The sequence below is a fragment of the Nocardia sp. NPDC049737 genome (assembly GCF_040674755.1).
Lineage (GTDB): Bacteria > Actinomycetota > Actinomycetes > Mycobacteriales > Mycobacteriaceae > Nocardia.
Genome location: NZ_JBFANH010000021.1, coordinates 88008 through 104317, shown reverse-complemented (window position 1 = coordinate 104317; position 16310 = coordinate 88008). Strand labels below are relative to the sequence as shown.

Here is a 16310-nt window from a genome sequence, read left to right as displayed (position 1 = left end):
TTCAGTCGAGCAGACGCCACGCCCAAGTGGTGGACAGTTCCAACGGGTCACTCGCGGTGACCGGACGTGGATGGGTGTTGATGCCGTTGGGCGGACCGGATTGCGGCTCTACACAGGCGGCTTCGGGTTGTTGGTCGAAGACGACGACCCACTCGGCGGGACTGGTAATGGTCAGCTCGAGAGCGTGCGGCCAGGTCAGGGTCACGGCAGTGCCATCGGGCATCCCGAAACAGTCGTCCCAGGGGCCGGGTTGTGGGCCGATGCGGCGTCCGGTCGGGAGATAGTCGGGGCCGCGCTCCTCCTGCCAGGCGGGGGTGAAGTCGAGTTGGATGTCCTTGCCGGAGCCCAGATTTCGCAGAAACCACGGGTGCCAACCGACCTGAGCCGGAAACGACTCGCCCGCTGTTTCGACCCGCATGGTCAGGGTGATCGAGTGCTCGGTGAGCTGGAACTCCTGGGTGATACGCCCGCGATACGGCCACGGGTCGGTGAGTTCGCAGCCCAGCGCGGCGGTGGATACCGTTGTGCTGAGGACATGCCAGGCCCTGTCGCGGGCGGTGCCGTGGATTGCGTGCGGATCGGCGTTGATCGGCAGCTGATGCAACGTTGCGCCGTTCCGGAACTGCCCCGATCCCATCCGCCCACACCAGGGCGCCATCGGAAACGCGCCGTACCGCGCGCCCTGCCGCAATAGCTCCAGATCGCCGACCCGGAAACTCCTCAGCCGCCCGCCATTCTCCGGGTCGATGCTGACCTGCGCCTTGCCCGCGGTCAGCACAACACCGCAATTGCCTGCATCGGCCATGAGCGCTCCTCCTTGCGACTATGGGGTCAGGTAAGACACAGTGCCACGACCAGCACTGCCACGCTGACCAACGCGGCGCGCCCGAAACCGTCGAGGTGACTTTCCTGGCGCGGCGGGTGCGGGCATGCTTGGGTTAGGGCGGCATCGCCGGTCGAAAACGTGAGGTGACAGATTTGCTGGATATAGTGCGGGGCGTGTCCTTCGTCCAGCTTGCGCTCGACCGGATCCCGGAGCCGTACCGGTCGTATCTGATCCAGCGACGTGAACTGCTCAAGTTCGCCGTGGTGGGCGGGATCACCTGGTTCATCGACACCGGAATCGTCTATGCGCTGAAGTTGACCGTGCTCGGTGAGAAGCCGCTCACCGCGCGCGTGCTCGGTGTCTTGATCGCGACCATCGTTTCGTATGTTCTCAATCGCGAGTGGTCGTTCCGGACCAGGGGCGGTCGCGAGCGGCACCACGAGGCGGCGCTGTTCTTCGCCATCAGTGCGCTCGGTATCGGTGTCACGCTGTTGCCGCAGGCGGTCGCGCTGTATGTGCTCGATATCCGGGTGCCGCACGTCAGTCCGGTCACCCAGGCCGTGTCGAACTTCATTACCGGCCAGATTCTGGGCGTGCTGCTCGCCATGGCGTTCCGGTACTGGGCGTTTCGGCGGTATGCCTTCCCCGACGATCTCGTTCAATCCGAGCTCGAACCACGCTAGGTCGCTTACCTTCGAGGTAATTGCCCCGATTCGGCAACGGGGGTGAAGATCGCCGGTATGACACAGATCGGCTTGCTGCTACCCAGCCGCGAAACTTCGATGACCGGCGAACATGATGCCGCCGGATTGGTCGGATTCGCGCGCGCCGCCGAGGATGCCGGGTTCGATTCGGTGTGGATCGGCGATTCGCCGCTGGCGCGAACCCGAGTCGATCCACTGCCGCTACTCGCCGCCGTCGCCGCGACTACCACGCGCGTCCGATTCGGCACCGCCGCACTCACCGCGACGTTGCGTCATCCACTGCTTGGCGCCCACACCGCCGCCACCGTAGACCAGCTCAGCAACGGTCGGTTGATCCTCGGTCTCGGCGCAGGATTCCCGCTGCCCGAGAGCCGCGACGAATTCGCCGCTGTCGGGGTACCTTTCGACCAACGTGTCGGCCGGCTCGACGAAACGGTGGCCATCTGGCGTCGGAGTTGGTCCGGTGGAACAGAATTCGACGGCCGCTACTGGCAACTCGACGACCTGAAGCGCACCCTGCCCGCCGCCAGCCCAGAGGGTCCCCCGCTGTGGTTGGCGGGCAGTGACACACCGCGGGTGCTCGAACGGGTGGCCCGCCACTACGACGGCTGGCTGCCGTTCCTACCGGACCCGGAAGCCTACGCCCGCGCATGGCATACCCTGCGCGAGAAGACCACCCGCAACATCACCCCAGCCCTCTACGCCACCATCAATATCAACCCGGACTCCGCCGCTGCGCGCACCGAACTCGACGGCTACGTCCGCCGGTACTACCGCCGCTCGCTCGACGAAATGTCCACGATCCAAGCCTATTTCGGCGGTTCGGCCGAAGAATGCGTCGACTGGCTCGGACGGTACCTCGATGCGGGTGCACAGCATCTGGTGCTGCGCATCGGCTCATTGCAGGCACGCCGCCAACTGGATCTCCTCGCCGACGCAATACTCCGAACGGCTTGAGTCTCAGCTTTTCAGCTGGGCGATCTGAATCAGGTTGCCGCAGGTGTCATCGAGCACCGCGGTCACAACCGGCCCCTGATCGAGCGGTTGTTGAGTGAATCGCACGCCGAGCCCGCGCAACCGCTCGTACTCGGCGTACAGATCGTCCACCGCGAACGAGGTGAACGGAATCCCGTCCTCGACCAGCGCTTCCTTGAACGGCCGGACCGCCGGATGCCCATCGGGCTCCAACAGCAGTTCAACGCCTTCCGGTTCCTGCTGCGAGACGACCGTCAGCCAGCGCGCCTCGCCGAGTGGCACCTCGGTCTTCTTCACGAAGCCGAGCACCTCGGTGTAGAAGCGCAATGCCTTGTCCTGATCATCGACCAGAACACTGGTGATATTGATACGGATCATGGGTCCTCCTGGAGCCAACGGTGAGTGAGCCGCCGCAGCGGTTCTCGATTCAGATGGTGGAACTTGTACCGGCCGTCCCGGCGCGTGGTCACCAGACCGGCGGCCGCCAGCACATCCAGATGCTGCGATATCGCCTGTCTGCTCGAAGTGAGCTGGTGCCCCACGGTGAGCCGCGTGCAGAGCTCGAACAATGTCTGTCCGTCGCGATCGGCCAGTTCGTCGAGGATCGCCCGACGCGTGGGGTCGGCCAGCGCCTTGAATACATCACCGCTCACCCCCACACTATAGGCAAGTAAATACTTGCCTATCAAGTGCGGTTCGGGTCGAAAACAGGGCGGGCGAATGTGTCGGGGGCCGAGTTAAATTGGGTTGATGAGCTATGAGTTCGTGGTGCTACCCGCGGGAGCGGCGGCATCGCCGGGGGACGTACTTCCTTATTTTCGATCCAGACGCGGGCAACCCGCCGATGACCACCTCTACCAGACCGTCATCGCCGGACTACACGGCTGGAACAGCCGAATCCCGGCCGCGGCCCGACATGCCAGGCTGCGGATCGAGGCGGCCGGAGATTCGGTTCGGGTGACCGCCGCCGACAGCGTGGATCGCCGCAGGACGCGCGGCTCCGCCATGGACTACGCCGCACCGCGGGTACGCGAGCTCATCGAAGCCCTCATCGCGGGTTTCGCATACGAAATCTACGATGCGCGAACCAACACCTTGACCAGCCCCGAAATTCGCCGCTACGCCTCGATCGATATCGGCGGTGAACGCAAATATTCCTCACTGACCCAGCGCGAGATTTTCGACTGGGTCCGCCAACTCCATCTGCTCGCCACCACCCCCTTCCTGATCGCCGAAAAGGGAAACGACGCAAAGAGTTTCATCCAGACCCGCCGCAACTCCCCGACCGACTACACCCTCGAACTACACCACCCGGCCCGCAACCAACGCCTCGGCGCCACGCTGAGCGACGGCGCAACCGTCGCCCAACTCATCTGGGACTGGGCCTGCGACGATTGGAGCCGCCTCGATGGCGTAGATTGGGTACCGTTGTAATGAAATAATCAGCGCCACTGGATAATTCGTGCCGACGCTGTTCGTATCCATCTCTGGGACAAAGGTATTCGCCTACGCCGAATGGCCGGGCAATACGCACACCGCGTCCAGACCGAGCACATGATTGAGGCGTCCGAAGGCCAGCCACGATCCGATGCTCATACTCAATTCGACGATTTCGGTCTGGCTGTATTGCGCTCGCATTCGCTCCCAGAACTCGTCATCGAGATTGTGGTGATCGGTGGCGTAGCGTTCGGCGTATTCGGCGGCCAGTCGGGTGCGTTCGTCGAACAGGTCGGTGGTGCGCCAGTTGGTGACCGCGTCCGCGAACTCCGGCTCCACCTTCTGGCCGTCGCGTTCGGTGCGCCAATCCAGGCAGAAGATGCAGCCGTTGACCTGGGCGATCTTCAGTCGCGCCGCCTCGAATTCGCGCAGTCCGAGGGTCGAATGCGAATACACCGACAGCGAGAAGTTCGAGGCGGCCAGGCCGATGCCGGGCACCATCTCGCCCCAGACGTAACCGATCGGGTCCTTGCCCTCGGGGATGTCGATGATCATGAATGTTTCCTTCCGAGCTTGCCGACTGCGGGACGCAGTGGGACATCGAGCGCGTCATAGAGTCCGGGTTCGGCGTCGACGAGCCAGTCGATGGCATTCACTAATCGACCGACCGCGGTGGCATTGCCGCCCGCGGCACGGTTTCCGTCCTCGTCGGCGGCCTCGATGGTGATTTCGATGCGCGGATGGCCCTCGATGAGCACACGGTGCGCGCCCTCGCCGTCCGGTGGCCTCGGCCAGTCCGGCGCGCAGGACGGGTGGATCCGAGTGACGTGCTCGATGACGATGCGCGCCTCGCCCTCGACGATCCCCTGCACCTCGAATCGCAATGCGCCCTGCGTGTCCGCCGCGAACTCCCCCATCCGCTCGGTGTTCACCGTGGTATCGAGCGCGCGCCGGTCCAGGGTTTCGCGGATCTCCTCGAGTTCGACGTCCAGCGCACGCGCCATCAATCGAATCTGGCCGCCCCACACCATGGTCGGGATGCCGGGCGCCACCATCGGCGGCAGATAGTCCATCGGTTGGCCCATGCCGACCAGATAGCGCACCGAATCGGGCTGGTCGTAGCTGGTGTAGTCGAATATCTCCTGGCAGCGGATCGCTTCCACGGTGCCGCCGAGTCCGCTCATCAGCAGCGGCAGCACATCATTGCCCCAGCCGGGATCGACACCGGAGACGAACAGGGACCCACGGCCCCGCGCGACCGCCGCGAGCACCGGATCGCGCATTTCGGGTGGGGCGCTGCGCGGATCGTAGAGGGCGTAGAGCGCCGGTGTTACGACGACGGCGCCGGACTCGACGGCGCGGACGATATCGGCGAGCGCGGCATCGGGGCGGATATCACCCGAAGCTGCGTACACCACAGCTCGAGGTCCCGCGGCCAGGGCGGCCTCGATATCGGCGGTCGCCGGGACGCCGAGGTCGTAGTCGAGCCCCGCGAGCCGGCCCGCATCGCGGCCGACCTTATCCGGATTGTGGACGAGCACGCCCGTGAGTTCCAGCGCCGGGTGTGCGTCGACGGCGCGGATGGCCGAGCGGCCGACATTGCCGGTGCCCCAGACAATCGTGGGGATCATCGAGTGAGCGTAGCAAGCGCTTGGTTTGGTAGTTGGCGTTATGGGAATTACGTAGGGGGACTATGGAATTCGCGCGGCTATTTCGCGGTGTTGTAGCGGATCAGGTAGTCGGCGAAACGCTGGATGTCGGTGTCGTTCCATGCCGTCAAGCGCTCGGCGAACTCCTGATGGCGACGCCGTTCGGCTGCCCCCGCGACCCGCCGACCCTCCGGTGTCGGCCGCAGGATGTGGTTGCGCCGGTTGTCCGGATCGACCTCCCGAGTCAGATAGCCCAAGCGTTCCAACGCACCCACCTGCCGACTGACCGTGGACTTGTCGAGCACGAAATGGTCCGCGAGATCGGTCGCCTGACAGCCGTCGCGCTCGATAACCAGATCCAGGATGCTCGACGCGACCAGCGACAACTCCGGATGCAGCTCCGAGGCGCGACCGCGGGCGCGCCGGGCGAAGGCGGTCAGCTCGCGCTGGATGATGTGGATCGACGCGGAGCGCGGTTCACTGGCCATGGTTGCACTATACATCAGTTGTATGATACAACAGTGATAGTTGTATTTACCAACTGTTAGGAGTTGACCTTCATGCGCTCGCACCAGCTACGCCATGTCGCCGGACATCTGCTGACCCCGCTGCTGATGTGTCTGGGCATGGGGCTTGCCTATCTGGGTGCGTTCCATCAGCCCGAGCCGAACCATTTGAAGGTGGCCGTGGTCGGCGCATCCGCGCAGGACATGGTGCTGGCGCAGACCATGAAGGACAAGGCCGGTGACGCACTCGAGGTCGTCACGCTGCCCACCCGCGATGATGCGACCGCGCATTTGCGCGACCGCACGCTCTCCGGCGCGTACATTCCCAACGCGCAACATCCCGAACTACTTGTGGCCAAGGCGAATTCCGATACCACCGCCATGGCGGTCGAGCTGGTGTTCCGGCAGGTCACCGGGACACAGGGACTGCCGATGACGGTCACCGATATCACCCCGACCGCCAGTGGCGACCCCACCGGACAGGGCCTGTTCTTCCTGCTGGTCGCCCTGAGTATCGGCTCCTACGGCAGCGTCGCCGCGATCGGTGCGGCGGGCGCGGGACTGTCCATGTGGGTGCGCGCGGTAATCGGCTTGGTGACCTCGCTGATGGTCAGCGTTATCGGAATCGCGGTGGCCGCACCGGTCTTCCATATCGTCGATCACGATTATGCGACGATATGGGCGATGGGTTGGCTGTACTCGGCGGGCATCATCACCGTCGGCATCGGACTGCACACCTTCTTGAAGCGTTGGACCACGCTCGCGCTGATGGTGCTGTTCGTCATGCTCAACTTCACCACCTCCGGCGGCATCTACCGTCCCGAACTGCAGAACGGTTTCTTCGGTTCGCTGCACGCCTTCTGGAACGGAGCGGGTTTCGTGGAGGGTGCGCGCAGCCTGCTGTATTTCGACGGTGGTGCGGGTTTCGGCGGTCGCATCGCGAGCCTGTTCGTGTGGCTGGCGGTCGGTGCGGTGTTACTGGTGGTCGCCGCGCGATATGAACGGCATATTTCCCCCGCGCCCGCCGCTGCGGTCCGCGCGCAGCGACCGGTAGAGACCGAGGAGGAAATGGAAGAGACGGTCGGCGTCTGACGCCTGTTCGAATCGACCCACGGATGCATTCCATCGGTGGGTCGAGTTGCGCGGTCACCGCGCATCGCGGGCCGGGACCGGGTATGATGACCACATCGCCGCTCTGGCACTCGAATTCCGCAGAACCCGATTTATATGTAACCGTGAGTTACATATAAATGCCTGCCGTTGCCAGCTCGGCACGGTCTGAATATCGCATGGCGCGCAACGTCTTCGAAAACACTCGAGTTGATCGTCGCGCCTTTCAGGGTGCAAGATCAGTGGATGTGTCGCGTGGCGGCGCCGGGTGGACGGCGATCGGCATGGAGGCACCGTGATCGAGGAGTCCGCCGTGCATCCACTTTCGCGCTCGCACTGAGGTCGAGCGGGCCATCGAGGCCCCGCCGCATTCCAACCCCCTTCGCGGAGCCGCACGGCCTGTGCGTCTTCCTCGAGCGAGAGACGATTCATGGCATCAACCGACCTCGACGCAAACCGGGCGCGTGCCCTCGGACAGGAACTGGTGGCGATACACGACTGGCTGCGAACCGAACTGAGCAGAATCCGCGCGGATGTCACCGCCTATGCAACCGGTTCGGAACTGCGGCCGATGCGACTTCGCGCGCACTGCACGGCATTCTGCGCCGCGCTGACCAGGCATCACACCGGCGAGGACACTGCGGGTTTTCCGGCACTAGCCGACCAGTTCCCCGAATTGGCACCGGTTTTGGCCGAACTGCGCACCGACCACCAACTGGTCGCAGATATCCTGCGCAGACTGACCGAACTGCTCGACTCGATCAGGCCGGACAATGCCGATACCCTCCGGCGCGAATTCGACGGGCTGGCCGCCATCCTGGAATCGCACTTCCACTGGGAGGAACGCAGACTCGTGCAAGCTTTCGACGGACTCGAAATGGGTACCAGGACGGGCGAGGAACTTCTCGGCGCTACGTTCGCGCTCGATCGCATGCGATCGGATCGGGACTGAGATAGCCACCAGATCAGAGGCAGGTACGGTGTTAGCGGCCGGACCGCGTAGACAGGGGCGAGGAAGCATCGGTGAAAGGTCGGGGCGCGATATGAATCAGCCGTATTCGCACTGGTATGCCCAGAATTCGCCGGAAAACCTACCGCTGGCCGCCCGGTATCAATCCGCCGACCCGATCACCTGGAACGGCAGCCTGATCTACCCGATGTATACCGAGCAGGTCGGGGCTGCGCCGATCCTGGTCACCATGAAGTTACTGTCCGCGGCACCGCCCGCGGGTCTGCGCGGACACGGCATCGGGCTGTCAGTGGTCGACGGGCACATCGGCATCGAAGGCAGACGCCTGGCCGGGGTGGACGTGTGGAGCGATGCCCTCGCCGCCGGCGTCACTTTCGAGGTGGTTCCGACCGATCCGGGCGCGCTGTTCTCGCTGACTCCGGTCTGGGTCGACGGATTCGGCGCACAAAAATCCTGGTCGGGCAACTACGGCATCCTCATCGAACAACCACCGACCGGGCGGATCGTCCTATGGTGCAGCGTCGGCGAGGGACCGCCCAATTTCGCCAACCTGGTGCTCGAGGTGGACACCGCGAGTTCGCCCGCTGCCTCCGTCCCGACCCCGGCGGCCGCTGCCCCCGTGCCAGCGTCCCAACCGTCGCAGCCCGCGCAACAGCGACAGGACGGATCCGCGCAGCCGACGGCACCGATTCAGCCGCAGCGAGCCGTATCCGCTACCCAAGAGCAGACGAGACCCCCTGAGCCGCAGCCGACACCGCCCGACCTCGAATCGGTGCGGTTCCCGGAATCACCGCAAACGGCTTTCGCCCGCCCCGAGCTCCCAGCAGCCGAGCAGACCACGCCGTTGCATCCCGCGCGTACCGGGTTGATGCAACCATCGGTTGCCGAGCAGGCTCCGGTGGTGCGGGAACGGGTAGCGGATTCCGACCACGCCCCGCTCTCGGAACCACCGAAGCCCGAACCACCGAAGCCCGAGCAGCCGAAGCCCGAGCAGCCGAACTCGCGGCAGCGCACCAAGGACGGCGACCGCGGCTATCGCGCCGCCCTCTACGATCTCGGCGTCGCCATGTTCGGACGCGGCGAGGAGGAACAGGCGTGCGGTCTGTGGGCGCAAGCCGCCGAGGCGGGGCACGCCGGGGCGGCCTATGACCTCGGCGTCGTCCTGTTCAATCGTGGCGAACTCGGCGATGCCGAGCGCTGGTGGCGCACTGCGGCCGATCGCCGCGAATCACGGGCCATGACCGGACTCGCCGAGCTCCTCCAACGTCAGGGCAACCACGCCGAAGCCGAAATGTGGCGAGCCTGCGCAGCCGAGGAGAAGACCGACGAACACGATCAATCGGTAACTTCGGGCTGAGTGTCAGCGGGATTCGATGCCGCCAGTTGGTCCCCTGGCGGCCATCGGCGCGTTGAGTCCACGTCAGGCGACGGGATTCTCAGCGCGCGGCTCGGCGACCAGACCAATTCCATCGGCTCGGGTATCCGGGGCCGACACTGCCGTCGCGCTGTGGCTGATGGCCTCGGAATCGCAGCGACGGGCGCGATAAATCAGTCGCGGACAACCCCGGCGTGCTCTATGTTTGCCCGTATGGGAGGCAGTCCTGGCTTGAACGGAGCGCGCGTGGTCTGCGCGTACTACGTGCGGCCCCGCGCGGCGGCCCGGCCTCTGCCCGCGCGCTGCGCTGCTCCCCTCGCCGGATCGATCTGATCGATTTCTCACGGCGCTGAGATGGGCTGCGCCCCATAGTGTTCCGGCACGGGTCCGGGCGAATCACACATTCCTGATTCGACCACTCCGTTCGGAGGACACCCATGTCCCGCAATCGTTCGCTGCCGCATGCCCGAATCCGCTCCGACAGCACCCGCAAACAGCTGTCGCAGAACTTCCTCACCGACACCCACGTCGCCCGAAGGCTGGTACGCGCCGCCGGTATCCGTGCCGATGATCTCGTCGTGGAGATCGGCCCCGGCGACGGCATGCTCACCGGTCATCTCCTGCACTACGCACACCACATCCTGGCTTACGAAAAGGACCGCCATTACGCCGAGAAACTCCGTGCACGCTATGCACGCGACCGTCGAATTCAGGTGCACCACGCCGATATTCGCCAAATCACCCCGCCTCGCGTTCGATTCATTGTTGTCGCCAATATCCCGTTCGCCGCCAGCACCGATATTCTGCGCTGGTGTCTCGCGGCACCGGAGCTCACCTCGGCGACACTACTGACCCAACGCGAGTTCACCCGCAAATACGCCGGGGACTACGGCCGCTGGACCAAACTGACTGTCACCCAATGGCCCACCGTGACAATGGAAATGGGCATCAGCGTGCACCGCGACCGCTTCCGTCCGATCCCCCGGGTAGATGCCGCCGCCCTGCGGCTGCGCAGACGTGAGCAACCACTACTCGCGCCAAGGGAACTCCGCGGCTACCGCCAACTCGTGGAACTCGGCTTCTCCGGCCTCGGTGGCTGCCTCGCGACCACACTGCGCCTGGCCTATCCCACCCGCCAGGTCCGAGCGGCCTGCACCATTGCCGGAATCGCGCTCGACGAACCGGTCGGCCTCGTCTCCCCTGACCGCTGGCTCACCCTCTACCAGGCATTGAGCTAGCAAATCAGTTGCCCAACTCGGCCGCCATCGGGGTATCGGCGGAGCTACGATGCGCAGATGGCGCACCCCGCTCCGCCGGTTCCGGGGGCGACGGTCGCTGCGGACCGCTCGCCGGGTGGTTCACGTGGCACCGGAGTCGCCGAGGTCGTCGAGCGATTCGCGGATGCCTGGCGGGCGGCCGATACACCGCCGGATCTGCCCGCGTATCTACCGGACTCCCCCGCCATCCGCCGGGTGTCGCTGATCGAGCTGATCAAGGTCGATCTGGCGAACCGCTGGATGCGCGGCACCGAGCCGAAGCGTCTCGCCGAGTACGTCGAAGATCTGCCGGAATTGCGTACCTGGCCACTGCCGCCGGATCTCATCTACGAAGAGTTCCACGTCCGCAGGCGCGCGGGTACTTCGGTGGATGTCGAGGAATACACCGCGGCCTATCCCGAACAGGCCGAGCAACTCTCGCAGATGCTGGCCACCGACGATTACCGCAGCACTCTGATGTCCGTCTACACCGATCCGGTGAACCTCGACGAGATCGACGTCGGCCAGAAAATAGACGACTTCGACCTGATGACCGGACTGGGGCGTGGCGCGTTCGCGCGGGTGTTCCTGGCCAGACAGCGCTCCATGCAGCGACTCGTCGCGGTCAAGATCTCCCAGGACAAGAGCGCCGAACCACAGACCCTGGCCCAGCTCGACCACGACTACATCGTGCGGGTCTTCGACCAGCGCGTCCTGGAGAGTCGCCGCCTGCGCCTGCTGTATATGCAGTACGTGCCGGGCGGCACGTTATTCACCGTGCTCGAGCGGGTGCGCAATACCCCGGCGGCCGAGCGGTCGGGCGCACTGCTGCTCGATGTCATCGACTCCGTACTCGCCGACAAGGGTGAGATCCGCCCCAGCGAATCGCCCGTGCGTGCCGAACTGGCCGAATTGTCCTGGCCGGAGACCATTGCCTGGCTCGGCCGCAGGCTGGCCCAGGCGCTGGACTACGCCGGACGCTGCGGGGTGCTGCACCGCGATATCAAACCGGCCAATGTGCTGCTGACCGCCGAGGGCATCCCGAAACTCGCCGATTTCAATATCAGCTTCAGCGGCAATGTCTCCGGTGACAGCCCGGTCGCGTATTTCGGCGGCTCGCTGGCCTATATGTCACCGGAGCAGTTGGCCGCCGTGCATCCGGACAAATCGACGACTGCCGCCGACCTCGATACCCGCAGCGACCTCTACGCCCTGGCCGTCATGCTGTGGGAATTGCTTACCGGCCGTAAACCTTTCGACGACGATACGGTGACCGGCGGCGATCGCACCGCACTCGACGGCATGTTGAACCGCCGCTCGGGCAGTCCGAAATCGCTGCCGTATCAGGACCTTCCGGCCGATTGCCCCGCAGCGCTGTGCCGCGCACTGGTGCGTGCGCTCGACCCGGATCCGGATAAGCGGTGGGCGCGCGGTGCGGATATGGCCCAGCAATTCGATGTCTGCCTGCACGCGCGCGCCCGTGACCTGGTCGACCCGCCGCCGCACAGTTGGCGACTGCGCGCCCGAGTGCTCATGCACCCGATCATGGCGCTGGCCATCGCCGGTCCGAACGCGCTGGCAATCCTGTACAGCTACAACCACAATCGCACGCTCATCATCGCCAAACTGGACGCGCAGGCGCAGCACCGATTCGACCAGTTCGCCGTCACCACCTACGGCATCTGCTTCCTGGTCGGGATCATCCTCACCAATGTGCTGCTGGCCGATCTGTGGTCCATCTCGCGCGGGCTACGCAAGGGCAAGTCCTACGATGCGCCTACGCTGGCGCGCGCCCGCTGCGATACTCTGCAACTCGGTCGCCGAAATGTGTTGATCTGCTTCGCATTATGGGTATTGTCCGGTGTCGTCGTCCCGGTCTCGGTGCAGGTCTCCGGCAATCACCTCACCGCCGAAGCGTATGTGCATTTCTTCATCACCCAGATCGTGTGCGGCGCGATCGCCATGGCCTACCCGTATTTCCTGGTGAGTTTCTATGCGGTGCGCAGCGTCTACCCGATGTTCTTGCCGCACGGCAGACTCGGTGCCGCCGATGACACCCAGCTGCGCCAACTCGACCGCACCAGTACCTACTTCCTCGCCATCGCTGCCGCGGTCCCGCTGCTCGGCGTCGCGGGCGCGACTTTCATTCCCGCCGGGGATATTCCGGCGGTCATTGTGCCGCTGCGTGTGCTGTGTGTGGGCAGCGCGCTGGCCTTCATCGCCATCTATTGGTTGTTCCGGATGCTCGAACAGGACCTCGCCGCTTTGGAGCACATTGTCGCTCGGTGATCAGCCCGGCTGGATGAGCATGCCCGCCGATTCGATCGGCGGCGTGGCGTCGGTGTAGCCGTCGAAGAGCGTGAGCGTGCACGACGTGATGACCGTCGGCGAATCCTCGCCATTGACGATGACCAAGGTCGGTGCCCCGAATAGCCTCGGTCACCGGTCCATGCCTCGGTCACCGGTCCAATCTGGCATAGATCCACTCGACCACCGCGGCATTGTCGTATCCGATCGCGCCACGGCTCCGACCGTCGACCAGCCGGACCGGCGGTGCGCTTGCCGGAAGACTGCCAGGCGGGCGATACCAGCGAAGCGGGTCCGGTGGGCCAGGTGGCACTGCAGAATGTGATCTAGAGGTGCTTCGTGCACTGTCATTGCGCGAGGCCTGGGGAACCGGGAGCGAATATGACCGCCAGAGCAGATCTCGAACACGAACTGGGCGGCCCCGTCGCGGCCCTCGATCAACTCTCCGAGGCGGAATCGGCGGAATTGCTGACCATGTTCCGCGACACGCGCAGGGCCGAGACGGCCGGACTCGCCGAGGCCGTCGACGGACTGGTCGGTGCACTGCCCTGGCCGCTGAGCACCGCGGCCAAAAAGGTCATGTTCGGGAATCGGCTCGGCTGATGACGGACCTGGTGACCAGGGCGCAGCTGGTGCTGCTGGCCCGTACACTGCACGTCCCCGCCGAACGCCTGTCGCATTTGGAGAAACTCGGCGCGGGACAACTGCACGAACTGCAACAACGCATCGCGCGCGTCCTCTTCGACGACCATTCCGCGACCTTCGGGCGGCTCAGCAAGCTGGTACCGATCATCCCGCTGAGCGTTTCGATACCGCTGGTGCAGCGGGTCGTTCCGCCGATGATTGGCGGACGCGCTGCTGGTGCGGTGGGAATCGAACATCCCAAGAAGGCCGCGGAAGCCCTCCGCATGCTGGACCCGAAATATGCCGCCGATTGCGCGCCGTATATCGACCCGCGCACCATCGGCCGGCTCGCCCAGGTCGCGCCGCCGGAACCGGTCGTGCAGGTCGCCAACGAACTGTTGCGCCGCAAGGACTATGTCACGGCCGGTCCGTTCCTCGGCTTCGCGACGACAGAACTCGTCCGTGCGATCGAGGCGGGCGTATCCGATGACGAGGGCCTGATCCTCTCGGCGGCCTATGCGTACTCGGGCGCGAATATCAGCGCGATCGTGCGCCAACTGCTGTCCGGGCCGCTGAATCGGGTACCGCATATCCTCCGTGCCGTCCTCGCCGGTTCCACCGAGCTGCGTTTGGCGGCGGTATCGGTTTTCGCCCGCTGCGACGAGGATGTGATCGAAGCACTCGGCGACATCCTGCTCGATATCGGCCCGCCCGCAGCCATTACCGAACTCGCCGCGACCTTTATCGAGCACGGCGCGATCAATGACATGCTCCGCTTCACCGCCTACCTGAGCCCATCGGCCCTGGATACGCTGGCGGCCAACCCGATCACCGCGGACCCAGCGGCGATGGCGGCGCTGGTCGCCGCGCTCGCGGGATGCAGCGATCCGATTCTGTGGCGCGGCCTGCTCGACCTGGTCGAGCGCACCGATACCGAGATCCAACGTCGAGTCGGTACACAGCTACTGGAATTGCCCGAATCAACCCTGACCGCGATACCCGGCATCGCGACCAAGGGCCGATTGTGGTCGACACTGCTGCGGATCTTGTCCGAGGCCGATGCCGACACCCAGGCCCGTCTCGGCGAGCTGTGGGCCGAGCTGCCCGCCGAGGATCGCACGGACATCCAGGGACGTGCCCGCGATCTAGGACTCGCGACCCGCTTGGCGACGCTGACCGTCACGCTGGACATCTATGGCTGACACCAGCAGTACGTGCATCCAAAGACATACGCGCGCAAACGGTCTCGGGTGAGGCGGCCCGAGACCGGTTGCGTCGCAGGCGGAACTAGACCGGCGTGAAGTCCCGACTCGCGATATACGTCGGTCGCGGCGCCGGCGCGGCGAACGGCTGCACCAGCGCGTTCTCCACGCTGTTGAACACCAGGAAGATATTCGACCGCGGGAACGGCGTGATGTTGTTCGACGAACCGTGCATGATGTTCGAATCGAACAGCAGGGCCGATCCGGCGCTGCCGGTGAACTGGGTGATGCCGTACCGGTTCGCCAGCGCACCGATATCCGCGTGCGTCGGTACGCCGATCTCCTGCTCCTGCAACGACTCCCGATAATGCTCGGCCGGAGTGCTGCCGGTGCACGGTACAAAGGTGCGGTGCGAGCCGGGCATCACCATGAGGCTGCCGTTGATCGGGTAGTTGTTGGTCAGTGCGATGGACAGGCTGACCGCACGCGGTGCGGGCATACCGTCCTCGGCATGCCAGGTCTCGAAATCCGAATGCCAGTAGAAACCGGTGCCGCGGAAGCCGGGCATGTAGTTCACCCGGCTCTGATGGATGTAGACATCCGAGCCGAGCACCTGCCTGGCCAATCCCGCCACCCGGGATTCGCGCACCAGATCGGCGATCGCGCTGCTGAGCCGGTGCACCTCGAAGACCGAACGCACCCGGTTCGAGGCCTTCTCCACGATCACCCGGTCATCACCCTGTAACGCCGGATCACCGGCGAGACGGTCGATTTCGGCACTGAACTCGGCGACCTCGGCGGGTGTCAACAGCTCTTCGACGATTCCGAAACCATTGGCATCGAAGGTGGCCAACTCCTCGGAATCGACCGCGCCCCAGACCGTGGGATCGGTCCGGTCTCGGTGCCCGCCCGCCGTGACGAGCCGAGTCGGGTAGCGATCGTCGGTCTGCACCAACGTCATTGCTCCTCCTATCCGCTTACCTGGGCCGCGACCAGCGGGTAGACGCCATCGCTGTCATGGATCTCCTGCCCGGTGACCGGCGGGTTGAACACGCACATCATCCGCATTGCGGTACGCACCTCGAGGCGGTGGCGCTCGTTTCCGTCGAGCAGGTACATCGAGCCCGGCGCCAATTCGTAGCTGACGCCGTTATCCAGATCCGTCAGCGTCCCTTCACCTTCGATGAGCCACACCGCCTCCACGTGGTAGCGGTAGTGGAACTCGTGCACGGTCCCGGCCTCGATGCTGGTCTCGTGGAAGGAGAATCCGACGCCGTCGCCGCCGAGGACAATGCGCTTACTGCGCCAGCCCTGACCCGCGACATCGCGTTCGGTGCCGGTGATCTCCGCGGTGCTGCGCACGATCATC

At 64.9% G+C, this 16310-nt stretch carries 19 protein-coding genes; 10 read left to right on the top strand and 9 right to left on the bottom strand.

Translation table 11 applies throughout. The features are described 5' to 3' along the window. Nucleotide 1 precedes the first annotated feature (1 nt). Complete coding sequence (locus AB0J47_RS26700; RefSeq protein ID WP_364351483.1) at nt 2–805, bottom strand: aldose 1-epimerase; 804 nt, start codon at nt 803–805, stop codon at nt 2–4. 194 nt (nt 806–999) lie between these two features. On the opposite strand from AB0J47_RS26700, the gene AB0J47_RS26695 reads away from it, so the two are divergent. Continuing rightward, nucleotides 1000–1509, top strand: a complete 510-nt coding sequence (locus tag AB0J47_RS26695) for a GtrA family protein (protein ID WP_040690789.1) — start codon at nt 1000–1002, stop codon at nt 1507–1509. A 57-nt stretch (nt 1510–1566) separates the two neighbouring features. Next, nucleotides 1567–2487, top strand: a complete 921-nt coding sequence (locus tag AB0J47_RS26690; protein WP_364351480.1) for an LLM class flavin-dependent oxidoreductase — start codon at nt 1567–1569, stop codon at nt 2485–2487. 3 nt (nt 2488–2490) lie between these two features. Here AB0J47_RS26690 and AB0J47_RS26685 read toward each other — a convergent pair whose 3' ends face one another. After that, on the bottom strand, nt 2491–2880 hold the full coding sequence (locus AB0J47_RS26685) for a VOC family protein (RefSeq protein ID WP_364351661.1): 390 nt from the start codon (nt 2878–2880) through the stop codon (nt 2491–2493). Next, entirely contained in the window at nt 2880–3158 is a 279-nt protein-coding gene (locus AB0J47_RS26680; protein ID WP_364351477.1) for a metalloregulator ArsR/SmtB family transcription factor, read from the bottom strand. Before AB0J47_RS26680 ends, AB0J47_RS26685 begins: the two co-directional genes overlap by 1 nt. Nucleotides 3159–3255: 97 nt before the next feature. Between AB0J47_RS26680 and AB0J47_RS26675 the strand changes: the two genes are divergently transcribed. Then, on the top strand, nt 3256–3939 hold the full coding sequence (locus tag AB0J47_RS26675; protein ID WP_364351474.1) for a hypothetical protein: 684 nt from the start codon (nt 3256–3258) through the stop codon (nt 3937–3939). Between the two features lie 72 nt (nt 3940–4011). Here the strand turns inward: AB0J47_RS26675 and AB0J47_RS26670 are convergent, their stop codons facing one another. The 3 genes from AB0J47_RS26670 to AB0J47_RS26660 form a co-directional block, all read right to left on the bottom strand. After that, the gene (locus AB0J47_RS26670; RefSeq protein WP_364351471.1) at nt 4012–4497 is read right to left on the bottom strand and encodes a carboxymuconolactone decarboxylase family protein; all 486 of its coding nucleotides are present in this window, start codon (nt 4495–4497) and stop codon (nt 4012–4014) included. Beyond that, nucleotides 4494–5573 carry a dihydrodipicolinate reductase gene (locus tag AB0J47_RS26665; protein ID WP_364351468.1) on the bottom strand — a complete coding sequence of 360 codons (1080 nt, stop codon included), beginning with the start codon at nt 5571–5573 and terminating at the stop codon, nt 4494–4496. The genes AB0J47_RS26670 and AB0J47_RS26665 overlap by 4 nt, the downstream gene beginning before the upstream one ends. Nucleotides 5574–5650: 77 nt before the next feature. After that, nucleotides 5651–6094, bottom strand: coding sequence for a MarR family transcriptional regulator (locus AB0J47_RS26660; protein ID WP_364351465.1), 444 nt, complete (start codon nt 6092–6094; stop codon nt 5651–5653). A gap of 57 nt (nt 6095–6151) precedes the next feature. Between AB0J47_RS26660 and AB0J47_RS26655 the strand changes: the two genes are divergently transcribed. The 5 genes from AB0J47_RS26655 (at nt 6152) to AB0J47_RS26635 (ending at nt 13097) form a co-directional block, all read left to right on the top strand. After that, the gene (locus AB0J47_RS26655; protein WP_364351462.1) at nt 6152–7189 is read left to right on the top strand and encodes a hypothetical protein; all 1038 of its coding nucleotides are present in this window, start codon (nt 6152–6154) and stop codon (nt 7187–7189) included. Between the two features lie 448 nt (nt 7190–7637). Then, entirely contained in the window at nt 7638–8159 is a 522-nt protein-coding gene (locus AB0J47_RS26650; RefSeq protein WP_364351459.1) for a hemerythrin domain-containing protein, read from the top strand. 91 nt (nt 8160–8250) lie between these two features. Further along, nucleotides 8251–9534, top strand: a complete 1284-nt coding sequence (locus AB0J47_RS26645) for a hypothetical protein (RefSeq protein WP_364351456.1) — start codon at nt 8251–8253, stop codon at nt 9532–9534. A 455-nt stretch (nt 9535–9989) separates the two neighbouring features. Further along, on the top strand, nt 9990–10790 hold the full coding sequence (erm, locus tag AB0J47_RS26640) for a 23S ribosomal RNA methyltransferase Erm (protein ID WP_364351453.1): 801 nt from the start codon (nt 9990–9992) through the stop codon (nt 10788–10790). Nucleotides 10791–10847: 57 nt separating this feature from the next. Beyond that, nucleotides 10848–13097, top strand: a complete 2250-nt coding sequence (locus tag AB0J47_RS26635) for a serine/threonine-protein kinase (RefSeq protein WP_364351450.1) — start codon at nt 10848–10850, stop codon at nt 13095–13097. Here AB0J47_RS26635 and AB0J47_RS26630 read toward each other — a convergent pair whose 3' ends face one another. Next, entirely contained in the window at nt 13098–13223 is a 126-nt protein-coding gene (locus AB0J47_RS26630) for a hypothetical protein (RefSeq protein ID WP_364351447.1), read from the bottom strand. A 273-nt stretch (nt 13224–13496) separates the two neighbouring features. Here AB0J47_RS26630 and AB0J47_RS26625 point away from each other — a divergent pair, with 273 nt between their 5' ends. Together AB0J47_RS26625 and AB0J47_RS26620 are read left to right on the top strand one after the other, a co-directional pair. Then, nucleotides 13497–13718 (top strand): hypothetical protein, encoded by a 222-nt coding sequence (locus AB0J47_RS26625; protein ID WP_364351443.1) that lies wholly within the window; start codon nt 13497–13499, stop codon nt 13716–13718. Continuing rightward, nucleotides 13718–14941: a hypothetical protein gene (locus AB0J47_RS26620; RefSeq protein ID WP_364351440.1), complete on the top strand. Its 1224-nt coding sequence runs from the start codon at nt 13718–13720 to the stop codon at nt 14939–14941. Before AB0J47_RS26625 ends, AB0J47_RS26620 begins: the two co-directional genes overlap by 1 nt. Before the next feature lie 85 nt (nt 14942–15026). Here AB0J47_RS26620 and thpD read toward each other — a convergent pair whose 3' ends face one another. Together thpD and AB0J47_RS26610 are read right to left on the bottom strand one after the other, a co-directional pair. Continuing rightward, nucleotides 15027–15902 (bottom strand): ectoine hydroxylase, encoded by an 876-nt coding sequence (thpD, locus tag AB0J47_RS26615; RefSeq protein WP_364351437.1) that lies wholly within the window; start codon nt 15900–15902, stop codon nt 15027–15029. Nucleotides 15903–15910: 8 nt separating this feature from the next. Further along, nucleotides 15911–16309: an ectoine synthase gene (locus AB0J47_RS26610; protein WP_364351434.1), complete on the bottom strand. Its 399-nt coding sequence runs from the start codon at nt 16307–16309 to the stop codon at nt 15911–15913. Nucleotide 16310 lies beyond the last annotated feature (1 nt).